4 protein-coding genes and 3 pseudogenes are annotated in these 18948 nt (G+C 73.6%); 5 read left to right on the forward strand and 2 right to left on the reverse strand.

Going from position 1 to position 18948, the window contains the following annotated elements; translation table 11 throughout:
• The 4 genes and pseudogenes from ACRDSK_RS20470 to ACRDSK_RS20485 form a co-directional block, all read left to right on the forward strand.
• Window positions 1-2695 (forward strand): SDR family NAD(P)-dependent oxidoreductase (locus tag ACRDSK_RS20470; protein WP_431442816.1); only part of this gene is annotated, 2695 nt, incomplete at its 5' end.
• Between the two features lie 59 nt (window positions 2696-2754).
• A pseudogene (locus ACRDSK_RS20475) lies at window positions 2755-7383 on the forward strand (SDR family NAD(P)-dependent oxidoreductase); the annotation flags it as partial.
• 363 nt (window positions 7384-7746) lie between these two features.
• Window positions 7747-7998: pseudogene (locus tag ACRDSK_RS20480) on the forward strand (acyl carrier protein); the annotation flags it as partial.
• Window positions 7999-8020: 22 nt separating this feature from the next.
• Window positions 8021-10045: pseudogene (locus ACRDSK_RS20485) on the forward strand (type I polyketide synthase); the annotation flags it as partial.
• Here the strand turns inward: ACRDSK_RS20485 and ACRDSK_RS20490 are convergent.
• The gene (locus tag ACRDSK_RS20490; RefSeq protein ID WP_431442817.1) at window positions 10035-11213 is read right to left on the reverse strand and encodes a cytochrome P450; all 1179 of its coding nucleotides are present in this window, start codon (window positions 11211-11213) and stop codon (window positions 10035-10037) included. The pseudogene ACRDSK_RS20485 and the gene ACRDSK_RS20490 overlap by 11 nt on opposite strands.
• A gap of 29 nt (window positions 11214-11242) precedes the next feature.
• The gene (locus ACRDSK_RS20495; protein ID WP_431442818.1) at window positions 11243-12418 is read right to left on the reverse strand and encodes a cytochrome P450; all 1176 of its coding nucleotides are present in this window, start codon (window positions 12416-12418) and stop codon (window positions 11243-11245) included.
• Window positions 12419-12627: 209 nt separating this feature from the next.
• On the opposite strand from ACRDSK_RS20495, the gene ACRDSK_RS20500 reads away from it, so the two are divergent.
• On the forward strand, window positions 12628-18948 hold a 6321-nt coding region (locus ACRDSK_RS20500; protein WP_431442819.1), incomplete at its 3' end, for a type I polyketide synthase.

Genomic DNA, 18948 nt, shown 5'->3' on the forward strand with positions numbered 1-18948 from the left:
GGCCGGCCGGGGCGCCATGGCGTCGGTCGCGCTGCCGGCCGCCGAGGTCGAGCCGCTGCTCGGCGACGGGCTGGCCGTCGCGGCGATCAACGGGCCGGCGTCCGTCGTACTCTCCGGCGAGCCGACCGAGCTCGACGAGCTGTGCGGTCGGCTGTCCGCACGTGGCGCGCGCGTCAAGCGGATCCCGGTGGACTACGCCTCGCACTCGCCACACGTGGAGCTGATCCGCGAGGATCTGCTCACCGCGCTCGCGGACATCTCCCCGCGGACCGCCCGGGTCCCGTTCCTGTCGACCGTCACCGGCGAGTGGCTGGCGGGCGGCGAGCTGGACGCGGAGTACTGGTACCGAAACCTCCGCCGGCCGGTCCGGTTCGAGCCCGCGGTGACGACGCTGCTCGCACAGCGGCACCGGTTCTTCGTCGAGTGTGGCTCGCACCCGGTGCTCACCATGGGGATCCGGGAGGCCATCGAGGCGGCCACCGAGGAGGCCGACGTCTCCGCGGTCGTGGCCGGCACCCTGCGCCGCGACGACGGCGACCTCACCCGGTTCCTCACCTCCGCGGCCGAGCTGTACGTGCGCGGCGCGAACGTCGACTGGACCGTGCCCGGTGGCCGGCGGGTCGACCTGCCGACCTACGCCTTCCAGCACATGCACCTCTGGCCCGAGCCGGTCGCGCCGGCACCCGCCGACCCGGTGGACGCCGAGTTCTGGAGCGCGGTGGACCGGTCCGACGTGACGACCCTGGCGTCCACACTGGACGTCGACGTCGAGGCCCTCGGGGCGCTGCTGCCCGCGCTGTCGGCCTGGCGCCGGACTCGCCGCGAACAGTCCGAGGTGGACAGTTGGCGGTACCGGTTCGAGTGGCGGCCGCTGCCCGCCGGCCCGGCCGGTCCGCTGCCCGGCACCTGGCTCGTCGTCGTCCCGGCCGCGCTCGAGGGTGACCCCTGGCTCGACTCGGTCGTCGGCGCGCTGCGCGGCGACACCGTCCGGATCGAGGTCGGCGAGACGAGCCGGACGCAGCTGGCGGAGCGGCTGGCGTACCTGGTCGCGGACGGCACGCGGTTCACCGGAGTGGTGTCGCTGCTGGCCGTGGACGACGCGGAGTCCGGTAACTTCACTGGAGTTCCCGTGGGACTGTCGATGACCATGGTGCTGCTCCAGGCGTTGGGGGACGCGGACGTCGACGCGCCGCTGTGGTGCGTGACCAGCGGTGCCGTGTCCGTGGACGACCACGACCCGGTGCGGGGTCCGGCACAGGGCGGCGTCTGGGGTTTCGGTCGGGTCGCTGCCATCGAGCACCCACGACGTTGGGGCGGTCTGGTCGACCTCCCGCCCTACCTCAACGAACGGGTCACCGGCCTGCTGCCGGGCGTGTTCACCAGCGGCGGCCGGGACCAGGTCGAGGACCAGGTCGCCGTCCGCGAGTCCGGTGTGCACGGCCGCAGGCTCGTGCCGCTGCGCGCGGCCGGTGCCGAGGTGCGCGTGTCGGGCACGGTGCTGGTCACCGGCGGCACGGGTGCCCTCGGCGGCCACGTGGCCCGGTTCCTGGCCCGGGCGGGCGCCGAGCATCTGGTGCTCGCGAGCCGGCGCGGCCCGGCGGCACCCGGCGCTGACGAGCTGGCCGACGAGCTGTCGGCGAGCGGTACCCGGGTCAGCGTGGTCGCGTGCGACGTGGCGGACCGCGACGCACTCGCCGAGCTGCTTGCCGACCTCCCCGCTGACCTTCCGCTGACCGGCGTCGTGCACATCGCCGGCGTCCTCGACGACGGCATGATCGACGGCCTGTCGCCGGAGCGGTTCACGGAGGTGTACCGCGCGAAGGTCACGGCCGCGCGCCACCTCGACGCGCTGACCCGAGACCTGGACCTGTCGTTGTTCGTGCTGTACGGCTCGGCCGCGGGCGCGCTGGGCAACCCGGGACAGGCCAACTACGCGGCGGCCAACGCCGAGCTCGACGCGATCGCCCACCGGCGCCGCGCGGTCGGGCTGCCGGCCACGTCCGTCTCGTGGGGACTGTGGGCCGGTGCGGGCCTGGCGCAGGACACGCTCGCCGCGGAACGGTCCGCGCGTGGCGGGGTGGCACCCATGGACCCCGGACCGGCGATCACGGCGCTGGCCCAGGTCGTCGCGAGCGGCGAGCCCGCGCCGATGGTGCAGGCGATGGACTGGCGGACCTTCGCGCCGGCCTTCCTGGCGGTGCGCCCGTCACCGGTGTTCGACGAGATTCCCGGTGTGCGGCAGGCGATGCGTGAGCTCGCCGTCCCCGCCGAGCCGGCCGGCGCGATGCGCGAGCGGCTGGCTTCGATGTCGGCGCCCGAGCGGAGCGCGACCGTGCTGCGGCTCGTGCGGGACACCGCCACCGCCGTGCTCGGGCACACCTCCGCCGATGCGGTCGAACCGCGGCGGGCGTTCACCGAGCTCGGGTTCGACTCGCTCAACGCGGTCGAGTTCGCCAACCGGATCGCGGCGTCGACCGGACTGAGGGTCAAGCAGGCCCTGGTCTTCGACCACCCGAACCCGCAGATGCTCGCCGACCACCTGCTCACGCAGCTGTTCGACGACCTGGACGCGGACATGGACGCGGACACGGACGCGACCACCTGTCCGGTCCCGGTCCCCGTCGACATCGGCCTGGGCGACGCCTCGGACGACGAGGTCTTCGAGTTCATCAGCGAACAGCTCGGCATTTCCTGAAGACGAGGCTTCTTGATGGGAGACGTGCGATGACCACCGAAGAGAAGCTGCGGTACTTCCTGAAGAAGGTCACCGCCGACCTGCACGCGACACGGCAACGGCTCGAGGCGGCCGAGTCCGGCCGCGACGAGGCGATCGCGGTGATCGGCATGGGCTGCCGGTTCCCCGGAGGTGTCGACACTCCGGCGGCGCTGTGGGAGCTGCTCGCCGAGGGCCGCGACGCGATCACCCCGCCACCCGAGGACCGGGGGTGGGACGCGCCGGTGTTCAACCCGGACGGCGGCACGACGCCGCGCCTGGGCGGGTTCCTCGCCGGTGCGGGCGAGTTCGACCCCACGTTCTTCGGCATCTCGCCGCGGGAGGCGGTCGCCACCGACCCGCAGCAGCGCCTGCTGCTGGAGGTCGCGTGGGAGGCACTGGAACGGGCCGGGCTCGACCCGGTCGCGTTGCGCGGCAGCCGGACCGGCGCGTTCATCGGCAGCAACGGCCTGGACTACGCCCAGCTCGCGGCGCACACGCCGGGCGCGGTGGACTACATGTACACCGCGAACTCCGCCAGCGCCCTGTCCGGCCGGGTGTCCTACATCCTCGGCCTGGAGGGACCCGCGGTCACTGTCGACACCGCGTGCTCGTCGTCGCTGGTGTCGCTGCACCTGGCGGCTCAGGCGCTGCGCCAGGGGGAGTGCGCGATCGCCCTCGCCGGTGGCGCCTCGGTGATGGCCACCCCGCACGTGTTCCTCGGCATGGGCCGGCAGGGCGGGCTCTCGCCCGACGGCCGCTGCCGGGCGTTCTCCTCGGCCGCGAACGGGACCAGCTGGGGCGAAGGAGTCGGGATCGTCGTACTGGAGCGGCTCTCCGACGCCCGCGAGCACGGCCACCCCGTGCTCGCGGTGATCCGGGGCAGCGCGGTCAACCAGGACGGCGCCTCCAACGGGTTCACCGCCCCCAACGGCCCGTCGCAGCAGCGAGTCATCCGTGCGGCGCTGGCGAGTGCCGGACTGTCCACATCGGACGTCGACGTCGTGGAGGCGCACGGGACCGCCACCTCGCTCGGCGACCCCATCGAGGCCGACGCCCTCCTGGCGACCTACGGCCGGGGCCGCGCCGGCGAACCGCTGTGGCTGGGCTCGATCAAGTCGAACCTCGCGCACACGCAGGCGGCCGCCGGCGTGGCGGGTGTGCTGAAGATGGTGCTCGCCCTCCAGCACGAGACGTTGCCGAAGACCCTCCATGTCGACGAGCCGACCTCCGCCGTGGACTGGGAGAGCGGGGCGGTGGCGCTGCTGACCGAGTCGCGGCCGTGGCTGGCGACCGGCCGGCCGCGCCGGGCCGGCGTGTCGTCGTTCGGCGTCAGCGGCACGAACGCCCACGTGATCATCGAGGAGGCACGGGCTCAGGATTCGTCACAGGAGTCGCCGGCCACTACGGCCGCCCCCGGGCTGCTGGCGTGGCCCGTCTCCGCCCGCACCGCCGAGTCCCTGCGCGACCAGGCGGCCAGGCTGCTGTCCCATGTGGACGGACGGTCGGACCTCGCCGCACTCGACGTCGCCCACACGCTCGCCACCACCCGCTCCGGACAGCAGCATCGCGCGGTCGTCCTGGGCGCCGACCGGGAGGAGCTGCTCGTCGGGCTCGCCGCCCTGGAGACCGGTGCACCGCGAGCGATGGCCGGCACCGCCCGGTCCGGCCACCTCGCCTTCCTGTGCGGCGGGCAGGGCACCCAGCGACTGGGCATGGGCGCGGAGCTGTACGCCGCGCACCCGGAGTTCGCGCGGGCGTGGGACGAGGTCACCGCGGAGCTTGACGCCCGCCTGGACCGGTCGCTGAACGGCGTCGTCTGGGGTGCCGACCAGGAGGTGCTGGACCGGACGCACTGGGCGCAGGCGGCGCTCTTCACCCTGGAGGTGGCGCTGTTCCGCCTGCTCGAGTCGTGGGGCGTGCGGCCGGACTACCTGCTCGGCCACTCGATCGGCGAGGTCGCCGCCGCGCACCTCGCCGGCGTGCTGACCCTCGCGGACGCGTGCGTGCTCGTCACGGCGCGGGGCCGGCTGATGCACGCGATGCGGAAGGGCGGCGCGATGCTCGCCGTCGAGGCGAGCGAGGACGAGGTCGCGCCACTGCTCACCGACGGCGTCAGCCTGGCGGCGGTCAACGGACCGCGGTCGGTCGTGGTCTCCGGTGACGAGGACGCCGTCGCCGCGATCGAGGCAGTGCTCAAAGCAGAGCACGCGGACCGCAAGACCTCCCGGCTGCGGGTGAGCCACGCCTTCCACTCGCACCACATGGAGCCCATGCTGGTCGACTTCGAGCGGATCGCGCGCGGCCTCGGCTACGCGCCGCCGCGGATCCCGGTCATCTCGAACCTGACCGGCGAGCCGGCGGGGGAGCGGCTGTGCGACCCCGCGTACTGGGCCGCCCAGGTCCGCGACACCGTGCGCTTCCACGACGGGCTGCGCTGGCTCGCCGACCGCGACGTGACCCACTTCGTCGAGCTCGGCCCGGACGGCGTGCTGACCGCCCTCGCGCGAAACGGCCTGGAAGACCGGCCGCCGGCCGTGTGCGTTCCCGTGCTGCGCAAGGACCGGCCCGAGCCGCGGACGCTGCTGACCGCCGTCGCCGAGCTGCACGCGCACGGCACGTCGCCGGACTGGGCCGCCGTACTGCCCGGCGGCCGCCTGGTCGACCTGCCCACCTACGCCTTCCGCGACGAGCGGTACTGGGTCGACGTCGCCGCGCTCGCCGGCGGCGTCCCGGGTGACCCGTCGTCCATGGGCCTCGGCGCGGCCCGTCACCCGATCCTCTCGGCGGTCGTGCCGCTGCCCGAGTCCGACGGCGTCGTACTCACCGGCCGGCTCTCGGCCGCGGCGCACCGGTGGCTCGCCGGCAACGACGTGCTGGGCAAGACGATCCTGCCGGCCACCGGCCTGCTCGAGCTCGCGCTGCGGGCGGGCGAGGAGGTGGGCTGCGGCGTGGTCGAGGAGCTGACCATGCCGGCCCCGCTCCTGCTGCCGGACGAGGGCGCGGTCCAGCTGCACGTGGCCGTCGACGCCGAGCGGGGTGGCGGCCGCGAGGTCCGCATCCGGTCCCGCGACGCCGCCGACCCCGACGCGCCGTGGACCCTGCACGCGGAAGGCGTGCTGCGAAAGGAGACCACCGAGCCCGAGGTGGACGCCGCCGAGTGGCCGCCGCCGCACGCGCAGGAGCTGGACGTGACCGACGCCTACGAGGTGCTGGCCGACGCCGGCTTCCGCTACGGCCCCGACAGCCGGGGCCTGCGTGCCGTGTGGACGCGTGGCGGGGAGGCCTTCGCCGAGGTGGCGCTGCCGGACCACGCCGACGCCGGGCGGTTCGGCCTGCATCCCGCCCTGATCGACGCCACGACACACCTGGCGATGCTCGTCAGCCTCCGCAAGGACCCCGCCGCGGGCATGGCCTTCCAGCCCACGCTGTTCTCCGACGTCGCGCTGCACGCCACGGGCGCCCGCGTGCTGCGCCTGCGGCTGTCGCACCCGACTCCCGACGTGCTCACCGTCGCCGCGTTCGACGAGGAGGGCCGTCCGGTCTTCTCGGTCGGCCGGCTGCTTGGCAAGCCCATCTCGGCCACCCAGCTGGTCGCCGCAGACGACGCGTTGCACCGGGTCGAGTGGCGGTCCATCCCGCAGCCCATCGCCACGGAGATCCCGGATCCGGTCGCGTGGGACGACGTGCCCGCCGACGGGCCCGCACCCGAGGTGGTCGTGCTCGAATGCGAGACACCCGCGAAACAGGTGGGCGCCGTGGCCGCCCGGACGGTGCTCTTCCGGGTGCTCGACGCCGTCCGGGAGGCCCTGGCCGACGAGCGGTTCGCGAGCTCGACGTTCGTCGTGGTCACCCGCAACGCGTTGGCCGTCACCGACGAGTCCGATGTGGACATCGCGCAGGCGCCCGTGTGGGGCCTGGTGCGAGCCGCGCAGGCGGAGCACCCGGGCCGGTTCGTGCTACTCGACCTGGACAAGCTCGACGAGCTGTCGTGGTTCCTGCCCTCGGCGGTCACCTCCGGCGAGCCGGAGCTGGCCGTGCGGGCGCTGGAGCTGCGGGTGCCCCGGCTGGTCCGCGCCGACGTGCCCGCGCCGGCCGCGACGCTCGACCCCGACGGCACCGTGCTGATCACGGGCGGCACCGGCGGCCTCGGCGCGCTGGTCGCCCGCCACCTGGTGACCGAGCACGGCGTACGGCACCTGCTGCTGGCCAGCCGGCGCGGCGAGCAGGCGCCGGACGCGGACTCGCTGCGCGCCGAGCTCGCCGGACTGGGCGCGGCCGTGACGATCGCGGCGTGCGACGTCGCCGACCGGGAGGCGCTGGCCGCGCTGCTGGCGTCGGTGCCCGACGGCCATCCGCTGACCGGGGTCGTGCACGCGGCGGGTGTCGCGGACCCCGGCGTGCTGACCGCGCTGCCGCGGGAGAAGTGGGAGCCCGTGCTGCGGGCCAAGGTCGACTCGGCCTGGCACCTGCACGAGCTCACCGCGGACCTGGACCTGGCGGCGTTCGTGCTGTTCTCCTCCGCCGGCGGGCTCACTCTCGCGGCCGGGCACGCGAACTACGCCGCCGCCAACGTGTTCCTCGACGGCCTCGCGCAGCGGCGCCGGGCCCGCGGGCTGGCCGCGACGTCCGTCGCCTACGGGCCGTGGGACGGCGCGGGCGCGGGCCGGTGGCTGACCGACGTGCAGCTGCAACGCATGCGCCGGCAGGGCGTGCTCCCACTGTCCGAACAGGACGGTCTGCGTTCGTTCGACGCGGCGCTGCGCTACGACGGCTCGCTGCTCGTCTCGCTGCGGTTGGACACGGGGGCGTTGCGCGACCGGACCGACTGGACGCCGGCCCTGCTGCGCGGCCTGGCCCCGGCGACCCGCACGCTCGTCCGGACGGCCGCGGGCGGCATGGACCCCGAGACGCTGCGCGAACGGCTCGACGGCCTCGGCGACCCGGCCGATCGCCGGCAGCTGCTCGGCGACCTGGTCGCCGACCTGCTCGCGGCCGTGCTGGGACACGAGTCGGGCTCGGCGATCGAGACCGACCGCAACTTCGGCGAGCTCGGTGTCGACTCGCTCACCGCGGCGGAGCTGCGCAACCACCTGGCCGACGTCACCGGGCTGCGGCTGCCGGCCACGCTCGTGTTCGACCACCCGAACACCGACGCGGTGGCCGTCTTCCTCGACGCGCAGCTCGTCCCGGACGAGCCGGCGCCGGCGCTCATCGACTCGCTCGACACAGACGACCTGGTGGAGCTGGCGTTCGCCAACGTCGGTGAGCGCCGTGACGACTGACCGGTCCGGGGACGGGCGACTCGTCGAGGCGCTGCGGGCGACGCTCAAGGAGAACGAGCGGCTGCGGGCACGGCTCGCGGACCTCGACGCGGCCCGGGAGCCGGTGGCGCTAGTCGGGATGGCGTGCCGGCTGCCTGGTGGGGTGCGCTCGCCCGAGGACCTGTGGCGGCTCGTCCACGACGGCATCGACGCGATCACCGAGTTCCCCGCGGACCGGTCCTGGGACGTCGACCGGATCTACGACCCGGAGCCCGGCCGACCGGGCAAGACCTACAGCCGGCACGGCGGGTTCCTCGACGGCGCCGGCGACTTCGACGCGGACCTGTTCCGGCTGTCCGAGGTCGAGGCCGAGTTCATGGACCCGCAGCAGCGGCTGCTGCTGGAGCTCTCCTGGGAGGCGCTGGAACGGGCCGGCATCGACCCGACGTCGCTGCGGGGCAGCGCGACCGGGGTCTACGCCGGGATCATGCACCACGACTACGCCATCGCCCAGAAGATCCCCGTCACCTACGGCGGCAGCATGATCGGCGGTGGCGTGTCGTACGCGCTCGGCGCCGAGGGTCCGTGCGTCGTGCTGGACACGGCGTGCTCGTCGTCGCTCGTGGCCATGCACCTGGCCGCGCAGGCGCTGCGGGCGGGCGAGTGCGAGCTGGCGCTCGCCGGCGGGGTGAGCGTGATGGCGTTCCCCGAGCTGTTCCGCACCTCGTCGATCGATGAGGTGCTCGCCGCCGACGGGCGTTGCCGGTCGTTCGCCGACGGCGCGAGCGGCACCGTGCTGGGGGAGGGCGCCGGGATCCTCGTACTGGAACGGCTGTCCGACGCGCGCCGCCTGGACCATCCGGTGCTGGCGGTGCTGCGCGGGAGCGCGGTGAACCAGGACGGCGCGAGCGCCGGGCAGCGCTCGCCGAACGGCCCTGCGCAGCAACGGCTGATCGCGCGGGCGCTCGACGTCGCCGGACTGTCCCCTTCGGACATCGACGCGGTCGAGGGCCACGGCACCGGCACCGCGCTGGGCGACCGCATCGAGGCGCAGGCCCTGCTGGCCACCTATGGGCAGGGCCGCGAGCGACCGCTGCTGCTCGGCTCGCTGAAGTCGAACATCGGCAACGCGCAGACCGCCTCCGGGGTCGCCGGCGTGATCAAGATGGTGATGGCGATGCGGCACGGAACCGTCCCGCCGACCCTGCACGTGGACAAGCCGGTGACCGCCGTCGACTGGTCGGCCGGCGACGTCGCGCTGCCGACCCGGCCCACGCCCTGGCCCGAAACCGACCGGCCGCACCGGTTCGCGGTGTCCGGCTTCAGTGCCTGCGGCACGAACGCCCACGTCGTGCTGGAGCAGGCGCCGCCCGCGGCGCCCGCCCCGCCCGCGCGCGAACACCCACTCGTCCCGTGGCTCCTGAGCGCCCGGACGCCGGCCGCGCTGCGAGCCCAGGCGGCTCGCCTGCTGTCCTTCGTGGACGGATCGGCGGAGGCTCCGCTGGACGTGGCGTACTCGCTGGCGACGGGCCGGGCCAAGCTCGAACACCGCGCGGTGGTGCTGGGCACCGACCTCGCGGCTCTCGCCGAAGGACTCACCGCGGTGGCCGACGGCGACGGCGGCCTGCGCGGCGAGGTTCGGCGTGGCCCGCGGCTCACGTTCCGCTTCGCCGACGCCTGGACACCGGAACCCGCGGTGGCACAACGGATCGGCGCGCTGTTCCCGACCTTCCGCGAGGCCTACGAGGCCGCTGGGGAGTTCGAGGTGGCGCTGGATCGACTGCTGCGTTCCTGGGGTGTGCGGCCGGCCATGCCGGTCGCCGACGGCACGGGGCTGACGGTCGAACTGGGCCCGGACCTGGCCACTCCGGAGGGCCTGACAACGGAGATCGCCAGGCTGTTCGTCGCGGGTGTCCCGGTCGACTGGACCGCCTACTTCGCGGACTCGGGTGCGCGCCGGGTCGACCTGCCCACCTACGCGTTCCAGCACCGCCGGTACTGGCTGGCGCCCCGGATCGCCGCCAGCCAGTCCGTCGCTGAGTCTCCAAATGCGGAGGTCACCAGGTGACGGGAAGCTCGCCGATCCCGCCGCCGAGCTGGTTGGTGGCCGCGAGGTTGATCTCCGATAGCGGGATCTCGAGGCGCAGGCCGGGCAGCCGGGCCAACAGCGCGCGGTAGACCTCGGTCAGCTCGATGCGCGCCAGCGGGGCGCCGACGCAGTACCAGCTGCCGTGGCTGAACGCGGGATGCGGGTTCGGGGAGCGGGTGACGTCGAACCGGTCGGGGTCGGTGAACACGCGGTCGTCGTAGCTCGCCGAGTAGTGGTCGCACAGGACGAGGTCGCCCGCGCGGATGGTGACGCCGGCGATGTCGATGTCCTCCCGGGCGTAGCGGGGCAGCAGCGACTCGCCGGTCTTGCCCATCCGCAGCACCTCCTCCACCGCGGTGCGGAGCAGGTCCGGGTCCGCGGCCACGAGGTCGCGCTGAACCGGGTCGTTCGCGAGCAGCGCGATCCCCACGCTCATGTTGTGCGGCGTGACGAGGTAGGAGAAGCTGACCGTCGCGATCATCGCGATCACCTCGTGGTCGTCGCGTTCGGACTCGCACAGTGCCGTGATGAGGTCGTCGGCCGGCAGCGCCCGCTTGGTGGCGACGACGTCGGCCAGGAAACCGAACAGCGGGAACCCTTCGGCGCCGTCCGCCGCCTCGCTGCCGACCGTGGTCGGGGCGGCGAGCAACGCCATGAACGTCTCCCGGTCGGCCATGCCGAGCAGGTCGCACAGCACATGGAACGACACCGGCACGGTGAGTTGGGCGTGCAGGTCCGCCGGCGGTCCTTCGTGGACGATCGCGTCGAGCGCCGCACCGACCCGCTCCGCGACGCGCGGCCGCAGCGCGGCCATCCGGCGCGCGGAGAAGTGCGGGGTGAGCATCTCGCGCATCCGGTTGTGGATCCGCTTCGCGGTGGCATGGTCGCGTTGCACGGTCATGTCCAGCAGCGGGCTGTCCAGGTAGCGCGGCATCGTGTCCGGGTCCGGGTGCGCCTTGGTGATCCGGTCGTCCAGCAGCAGCTGCTTGAGCTCCGCGTGCCGGGTCACCAGCCAGGCCTCGTCGCCCGCCGGGGTCCGCACCCGGCAGACCGGCGCGGTCTCCTGGAGGCCGCGCATCATGTCGCTCAGCCGGCCGACGTGCGGGCAGGCGGAGCCGAGAGCGGGCAGGTCCGGTGTGGTCGTCATGGGGTGTCTCCCGGGCGGCTCGGAAACGGTTACCAGGTCACCGGCAGCTCGACGATCCCCGCGCCGAGCTGGCTGGTGATCGCGTGCAGCCGGTCGGCGGCCACGGCGAGGCGGATCTCCGGCAGCCGGGCGAACAGGCCGGTGAATACCTCGGTCATCTCCACCCGGGCGAGCGGCGCGCCGATGCAGTGCGTGATGCCGCGGCTGAAGGCGAGATGCGGGTTCGGCGCGCGAGTGATGTCGAACCGCTCCGGCTCGTCGAACACGCGCTCGTCGAAGCCGGCGGTGTAGTGGTCGCACAGCACGAGGTCGCCCGCGCGGATATTCACGCCGCCGATCTCGATGTCCGCGCTGGCGTAGCGCGGCACGAACGACTCACCGATCTTGCCCATGCGCAGCACTTCGTCGATGGCGTGGCGCATCAGTTCGGGGTCGGTGACGAGCAGGTGGCGCTGCACCGGGTTGAGTGCGAACAACGCGATGCCGGCGCTGATGTTGTTGGGCGTCACCTGGTAGGAGATGCTGATCATCGCGATGAGCGCGGCGACGTCCTCGTCCTCGACGCCGGCCTCGCAGAGGCTGGAGATCAGGCCCTCGTCCGGGTGCGTGCGCTTGTGGGCGGCGAGCTCGGTCAGGTGGGCGAACAGCGGTGGCTTGCCCGGTCCGAGGCTCGGGTCGCCGACCTGTCCGGCATCGCGCAGCAGACCCAGGTAGGTGTCGCGGTCGGGGATCTCCAGCAGGTCGCAGAGCACCAGGAACGACAGCGGCAGCGACATCCGCGCGTGGATGTCCAGCGGCGGACCGGCGTCGGTGATCACGTCGATCAGGTCGCCGACCCGCTCGGCGATGCGCGGGCGCAGGGCCTCCATCCGGCGGGCGGAGAAGTGCGGGGTCAACGTGTTGCGCATCATCAGGTGCGCCTGGCGTTCCTGTTCCGGGTCCTGGTTCGACACGAGCAGGTCCAGCAGCGGGTTGTCCAGGTACCGCGACATGTTCGCCGGGTCGGTGTGGGTGCGGCCGAGCCGCTTGTCCATGAGCAGCTGCTTGAGCTCCGCGTACCGGGTGACCAGCCACGCCTCGTCCCCGGTGTGGGTGGCGACCCGGCAGATCGGTCCCTGCCGCTGCAGCTCGCGCATCAGCGGGTTGAGCCGGCCCAGCGCCGGCCGGACCGAGGAGAGCGCCGGTAGGTCGTCGGTCGTGGTCATCGGGTTCGCCTCCGTGCGCGTGGTCCGGGGTTCCGCGCCCATGGTCGGGCGGCGCGGACTAGCAGAACGACGGGTCCGGGCCTGGGCATCGTGAGCGGAGGCGTGGGCTGGTGTCCGCCGGAGGGAGCGTGTGCAGTGAGCGAGCTTGCGAGCGAACCGATGTCACAGGGCGACCGCGAGCGGCTCGACCGAGCCTGCGAGGGGGAGTCGTGAGTCGAGCCGAGTTCGCACCCGGAGCGGAGGACACCCGGGTGGCCGTGGTGGGGATCGCGTGCCGGTTCCCGTCGGCACCGGACCCGGCGGCGTTCTGGCGGCTGCTGCGCGACGGGGTCGACGCGGTCGGCGAGGTTCCCGGCGACCGGTGGACCGCGGGCGAGGGCGCGGACCGGTGGGGCGCGTTCGTCGACGGCGTCGAGGAGTTCGACGCGGAGTTCTTCGGCATCTCCCCGCGCGAGGCCCGCGCGATGGACCCGCAGCAGCGGCTCGCGCTGGAGCTCGGCTGGGAGGCGCTGGAGGACGGCGGCGTCCGGCCGGGGGATATGCGGGACTCGGCGACCGGTGTCTTCATCGGTGTCACCGCGGGCGACTACGCGGCGCTGACCGGGGCCTCGGTCGGCCACCACTCGATGACCGGGCTCAGCCGAGCCGTGATCGCGAACCGGCTGTCGTACTTCCTCGGCCTGCGCGGGCCGAGCCTGGTGGTCGACACCGCGCAGTCGTCCTCGCTGGTGGCCGTGCACCTGGCCTGCGAGAGCCTGCGGCGCGGCGAGTCCGAGGTGGCGCTCGCCGGCGGCGTGCACCTCAACCTCGCCCCGGGCAGCGCCGCCGCGATGGAGCGGTTCGGCGGGCTGTCCCCGGACGGTCGCTGCTACACGTTCGACGAGCGTGCCAACGGGTTCGTCCGCGGCGAGGGCGGCGCGCTGGTCCTGCTCAAGCCGTTGGCCCGCGCTCGGGCGGACGGCGACGAGATCTACTGCCTGATCGAGGGCACCGCCGTCGGCAACGACGGCGCGAGCGACGGGTTGACCGTCCCGGACCCGGACGCGCAGCGGGCCGTGATCGAGGCGGCGTGCCGGCGCGGCGGAGTCGATCCGTCAACGGTGCGATACGTCGAGCTGCACGGCACCGGCACCCCGGTCGGCGACCCGGTCGAGGCGGCGGCACTCGCCGCGGCCTACCGCCGCGAGCCCGGCGCACCACTGCTCACCGGTTCGGTGAAGACGAACCTCGGTCACCTGGAGGCCGCCGCCGGGGTGGCCGGCCTGGTCAAGGTGGCACTGGCGGCACGGCACGGGCAACTGCCGCCGAGCCTGAACTTCCGGCGGGCCCACCCGGACATCCCGCTGGCCGACTGGTCCATCGACGTCGTCCGCGCGGTCGAACCGTGGTCCGGCGGCCACGCCGGGGTGTCGTCGTTCGGGGTCGGTGGCACCAACTGCCACGTCGTGGTCTCCCGCGTGCCGGCACCCGCTGAGCCGGCCGCGGTCGACACCGGTGAGCCGATCGCATGGCCCTTGTCTGGCCGGACCGACGACGCGCTGCGGGCGCAGGCGGACCGGCTGCACTCCTTTGTGGACGACAAACCTGGGGTCGCCCTCCGCGACGTGGCGCACTCGCTGGCGACCGCGCGCACCGGGTTCGACCGGCGCGGCGTGGTGCTCGGCACGGACCGTGCGGAGCTGCTGGCGGGGCTGCGCGCGTTGGCCGCGGGCGAGCCGGCCGCGAACGTGGTCACCGGGTCGGCCGCGCCGGGGTCCGGGGTCGTGTTCGTGTTTCCCGGCCAGGGTTCCCAGTGGACCGGGATGGCGGGCGAGCTGCTCGAGTCGTCCGAGGCGTTCGCGCGGCGAATCGACGAGTGCGCGCGGGCCTTGGCGCCGCACGTGGACTGGTCGTTGCGCGCCGTGCTGCGTGGCGAGCCGGACGCCGCGTCGCTGGAGCGGGTGGACGTCGTGCAGCCGGCGTTGTGGGCGGTCATGGTGTCGCTCGCCGCCGTGTGGATGGACCACGGGGTGGCGCCGGCGGCCGTGCTCGGGCAGTCCCAGGGTGAGGTGGCGGCGGCGTGTGTCGCGGGTGCACTGTCCCTGGCGGACGGTGCGCGGGTGGTCGCGGTCCGTTCGCGGCTCATCCAGGAGCACCTGTCCGGCCGCGGTGGCCTGGCGTCGGTCGCGCTGCCGGCGGACGAGGTGGCCGAGCGGTTGCGGGACCTCGACCCCGCCGGCGAGCTGTCGATCGGTGCGGTCAACGGCCCGGCCGCGGTCGTCGTGTCGGGCCCGGCCGAGCGGATCGACGAGCTCGTGGCGGCGTGGGAGGAGGCCCGCCGGGTCCCCGTCGACTACGCCTCGCACTCCGCCGACGTCACCCTCATCGAGGAGCCGCTGACCGAGGCGCTCGCCGGCCTCCGGCCGCGGGCCGCGGCCGTGCCGTTCTACTCGACCGTCACCGGGGACGTCGTCGACACCACGACGCTCGACGGCCGCTACTGGTACCGCAACCTCCGCGAGACCGTCCTACTGGAACAGACACTCGCCGCGGCCGCCGGGCGCGGGCTGGACACGTTCGTCGAAACCAGCCCGCACCCGGTGCTGGCCGGCGCGATCCAGGACTGCGTCCAGCACGCCGGGCTCGACCCGGTGGTCGTGGGCACGTTGCGCCGCGACGAGGGTGGGCTGCGCCGGTTCCTTACCTCGCTCGCCGGCCTGCACGTCCGGGGCGGCGAGGTCGACTGGTCGCCGCGGTCACCCGGCGCGCGACCGGTGCGCCTGCCCACGTACGCGTTCCAGCGACAGCGCCACTGGCTCGACGTCGCCGTCCCACCTCCCGTGGAGGAACCTGCCGCCGCACCGCCGGAGGTGTCCAGCGACACCGGGCAACGGCTCGACGTGGCGCGGCTGGTGTGTGCCGAGACCGCCGCCGTGCTGGGCACGACTCCGGACCACGTCGACGTCGCGGCGCCGTTCAAGCAGCAGGGCTTCGACTCGACGATGGCCGTGGAGCTGGTGGTGCGGCTCAACTCCGCGACCGGTCAGCGGCTGTCGAGCACCGCGCTGTTCTCGTACCCGACTCCGGAGCTGCTGGCCGACCACCTGGTGTCGGCGCTCGTGGGCGTCGTCCGGGACGAGACCGTGCCAGCCGACCCGGGCGAGCCGATCGCGATCGTCGGCATGGGGTGCCGCTTTCCCGGCGGTGTCGCCTCTCCCGAGGACCTGTGGCGGCTGCTCGCCGACGAGGTCGACGCGGTGGGCGAGCTGCCGACCGACCGCGGCTGGCAGCTCGACGGCCATCGGGGCGGGTTCCTGTACGACGCGGGCGACTTCGACGCCCCGTTCTTCGGCATCTCGCCGCGGGAAGCGGTCGCGATGAACCCGCAGCAGCGCCTCGTGCTGGAGGTGTCGTGGGAGGCGCTGGAGCGGACGGGGATCGTCCCGCGAGCGCTGCACGGCAGTCGGACCGGGGTGTTCGTCGGCGCGATGGCGCAGGACTACGGACCCCGGCTGCACGAGGCGTCGGGGGAGACCGAGGGGTTCGCGCTGGTCGGCGGCACGCCGAGCGTGCTGTCCGGCCGACTGTCCTACGCACTCGGCCTGGAGGGCCCGGCGGTCACCGTCGACACGGCGTGCTCGTCGTCGCTCGTGGCGTTGCACCTGGCGGCGCAGGCGCTGCGGTCGGGGGAGTGTTCGCTGGCGCTGGCGGGCGGCGTGACCGTGATGTCCGAGCCGGGCATCTTCGTGGAGTTCGCGAAGCTGGGCGGGCTCGCACCGGACGGGTGGTGCAAGTCGTTCGCGGAGTCGGCCGACGGCACGGGGTGGTCCGAAGGCGTCGGCATGCTCGTGTTGGAGCGGCTGTCGGATGCCGAACGCAACGGGCACCACGTGCTCGCGGTGGTGCGTGGCTCGGCGGTCAACTCCGACGGCGCCTCCAACGGCCTGACCGCACCGAACGGCGCCGCGCAGCAGCGGGTGATCCGCCAGGCGCTGTCGGTCGCCGGACTGTCCACTGCGGACGTCGATGTTGTGGAGGCGCATGGCACCGGGACTCGGTTGGGTGACCCGATCGAGGCCGAGGCGTTGCTGGCGACCTACGGCCAGGATCGTTCGGCGCCGTTGCTGTTGGGGTCGGTGAAGTCCAACATCGGGCACACCCAGGCCGCCGCCGGTGTCGCGGGCGTGATCAAGATGGTGGAGGCGATGCGGCACGGTTCCGTGCCTCGCTCACTCCACGCCGATGCTCGTTCGTCCCATGTGGACTGGTCGGCCGGTTCCGTGGAGCTGGTGGCTGATCGGGCGATATGGCCGGATGTCGAGCGCGCGCGGCGGGCCGCCGTGTCGTCCTTCGGGATCAGTGGCACCAACGCGCACGTCATCCTCGAACAAGGACCGGCCGCCGAGGACGCCCCCACCGAGGCTGCCGGTCCTTCCACGTTGGTGCTGTCCGGCGCGACACCGGACGCGCTCCGAGACCAGGCGGCGCGGCTGGCGACTCATCTGGAGACGCGGCCGCTCGCCCTCGCGGACGTGGCGTACTCGCTCGCGACCTCACGGTCGTCGTTCGCGCACGGGGCGGTGCTGGTCGCCGACACCGCGGAGACGGCGATCGCGCGTCTTCGCGCACTCGAGGTCGACGACGCGCACGCCGCGGTGCCCGGCGGTACGGGGTTCTTGTTCGCCGGTCAGGGTTCGCAACGTCTTGGGATGGGCCGTGGGCTGTGCGAGCGGTTCCCGGTGTTCGCCGAGGCGTTCGACGCGGTCCTCGCCGAGTTGGTGCCCGGTCTGCGAGAGGTGATGTGGGGTGAGGATGCCGATGGGTTGAACCAGACCGGGTGGGCCCAGCCTGCCTTGTTCGCGTTCGAGGTGGCGCTGTTCCGGCTGGTCGAGTCCTGGGGTGTCAGGCCGGACTACCTGGTCGGGCATTCCATCGGCGAGATCGCCGCCGCACACGTGGCCGGTGTGCTTTCCCTTGCCGACGCCTGCGCGCTCGTGTCCGCACGAGCCCGACTGATGCAGGCTCTCCCCCCGGGCGGCGCGATGGTTTCTCTGCGCGCCACCGAGGACGAGGTTCTTCCGCTGTTGACCGAGCAGGTCGGCATCGCCGCCATCAACGGACCAACTTCGGTCGTCATCGCCGGTGCCGAGGCCGAGGTGCTCGCGATCGCTGAGCGGTTCGAAACCACCAAGCGGCTGCGTGTCTCGCATGCGTTCCACTCGCCGCTGATGGACCCGATGCTCGACGACTTCCGCGAAGTGGTCCACGGCCTGACCTTCCACGAGCCGACGATCCCGATGCCGTCCCCTGTGGACGATCCCGAGTACTGGGTGCGACACGTCCGCGACACCGTCCGCTTCGCCGACCATCTCCAGCGGCTGCACGACGACGGCGTCACCCGCTTCGTCGAGATCGGGCCGGACAGCACGCTCACCGCCATCGCGCAGGAGACCCACGACGGCGTCTTCGTTCCCCTGCAACGCAGGAACCACGACGAGCACACCGCGATCACCACCGCGGTCGGCCGGCTCCACGTGGCCGGCGTCGAGCTGGACTGGGCCGCACTGCTCCCCGGGGCGCACCGGGTCGACCTGCCCACCTATGCCTTCCAGCACCAGCGGTACTGGGCGAAGTCCGTACGCGAAACGATCCCCGTCGGCGGTCACCCCCTGCTCGGCGCACCGGTCGAGCTCGCCGACTCGCCCGGCGGGGTCGTGTTCAGCAGCAGGCTCTCCCCGCACACGCAGCCCTGGCTCGCCGGTCACGTCGTCCACGGCACCGTGCTGCTGCCCGGCACCGCGCTCCTGGAGCTGGTGCGGCACGCGGCGGAGACGGTCGGCTGCGACCACGTCGCCGAGCTGGCCCTGACCACCCCGCTCCCACTGTCCGCCGACGGCTGCCAGCTCCAGGTGACGGCCGGCCAGCCGGCCGAGGACGGACAGCGCGCGGTCACCGTCTACGCCCGGCCGGACGATGGGTCGGACCAGCCGTGGACCCGGCACGCCACCGCGATCGCGTCGGCCGGCGGCGGGCGGCCCGAACCATTCGTGGGCGCATGGCCGCCGCCCGGCGCCGAGCCCGTGCCGCTCGACGGCTTCTACGACGACCTCGTGCACCGCGGCTTCGACTACGGACCCACGTTCCAGGGCCTGCACGCCGTGTGGCGACGCGGCGAGGAGGTCTTCGTCGAGGCGGACCTCGTCGCGGACGAGCACGACGACCGCTTCGGCCTGCACCCCGCGTTGCTCGACGCGGTCCTGCACGCGACCACGTTCGCCGACGTCAACGGTCTCCCGTTCGCCTGGCAGGGCGTGACGCTGCACCGTCCCGGCGTGCCTGCGGTCCGCGCCCGACTCGCGCGCACCGCACCTGACACGGTCTCGATCACGGTCTTCGACGGCACCGGCGACCCGGTCGCCACCGTCCACTCGCTGACGATGCGCACGGCCCCCGTAGCGGCGCCCACCACCGACTCGCTGTTCGCCCTCGACTGGGTGCCGGTGGCGCCCGTCGCCGGCGGGCCGGAGCCGGGCGTCTTCGCGGTGCCGGCC

Source organism: Actinophytocola sp. (genome assembly GCF_050699915.1).
Lineage (GTDB): Bacteria > Actinomycetota > Actinomycetes > Mycobacteriales > Pseudonocardiaceae > Actinophytocola.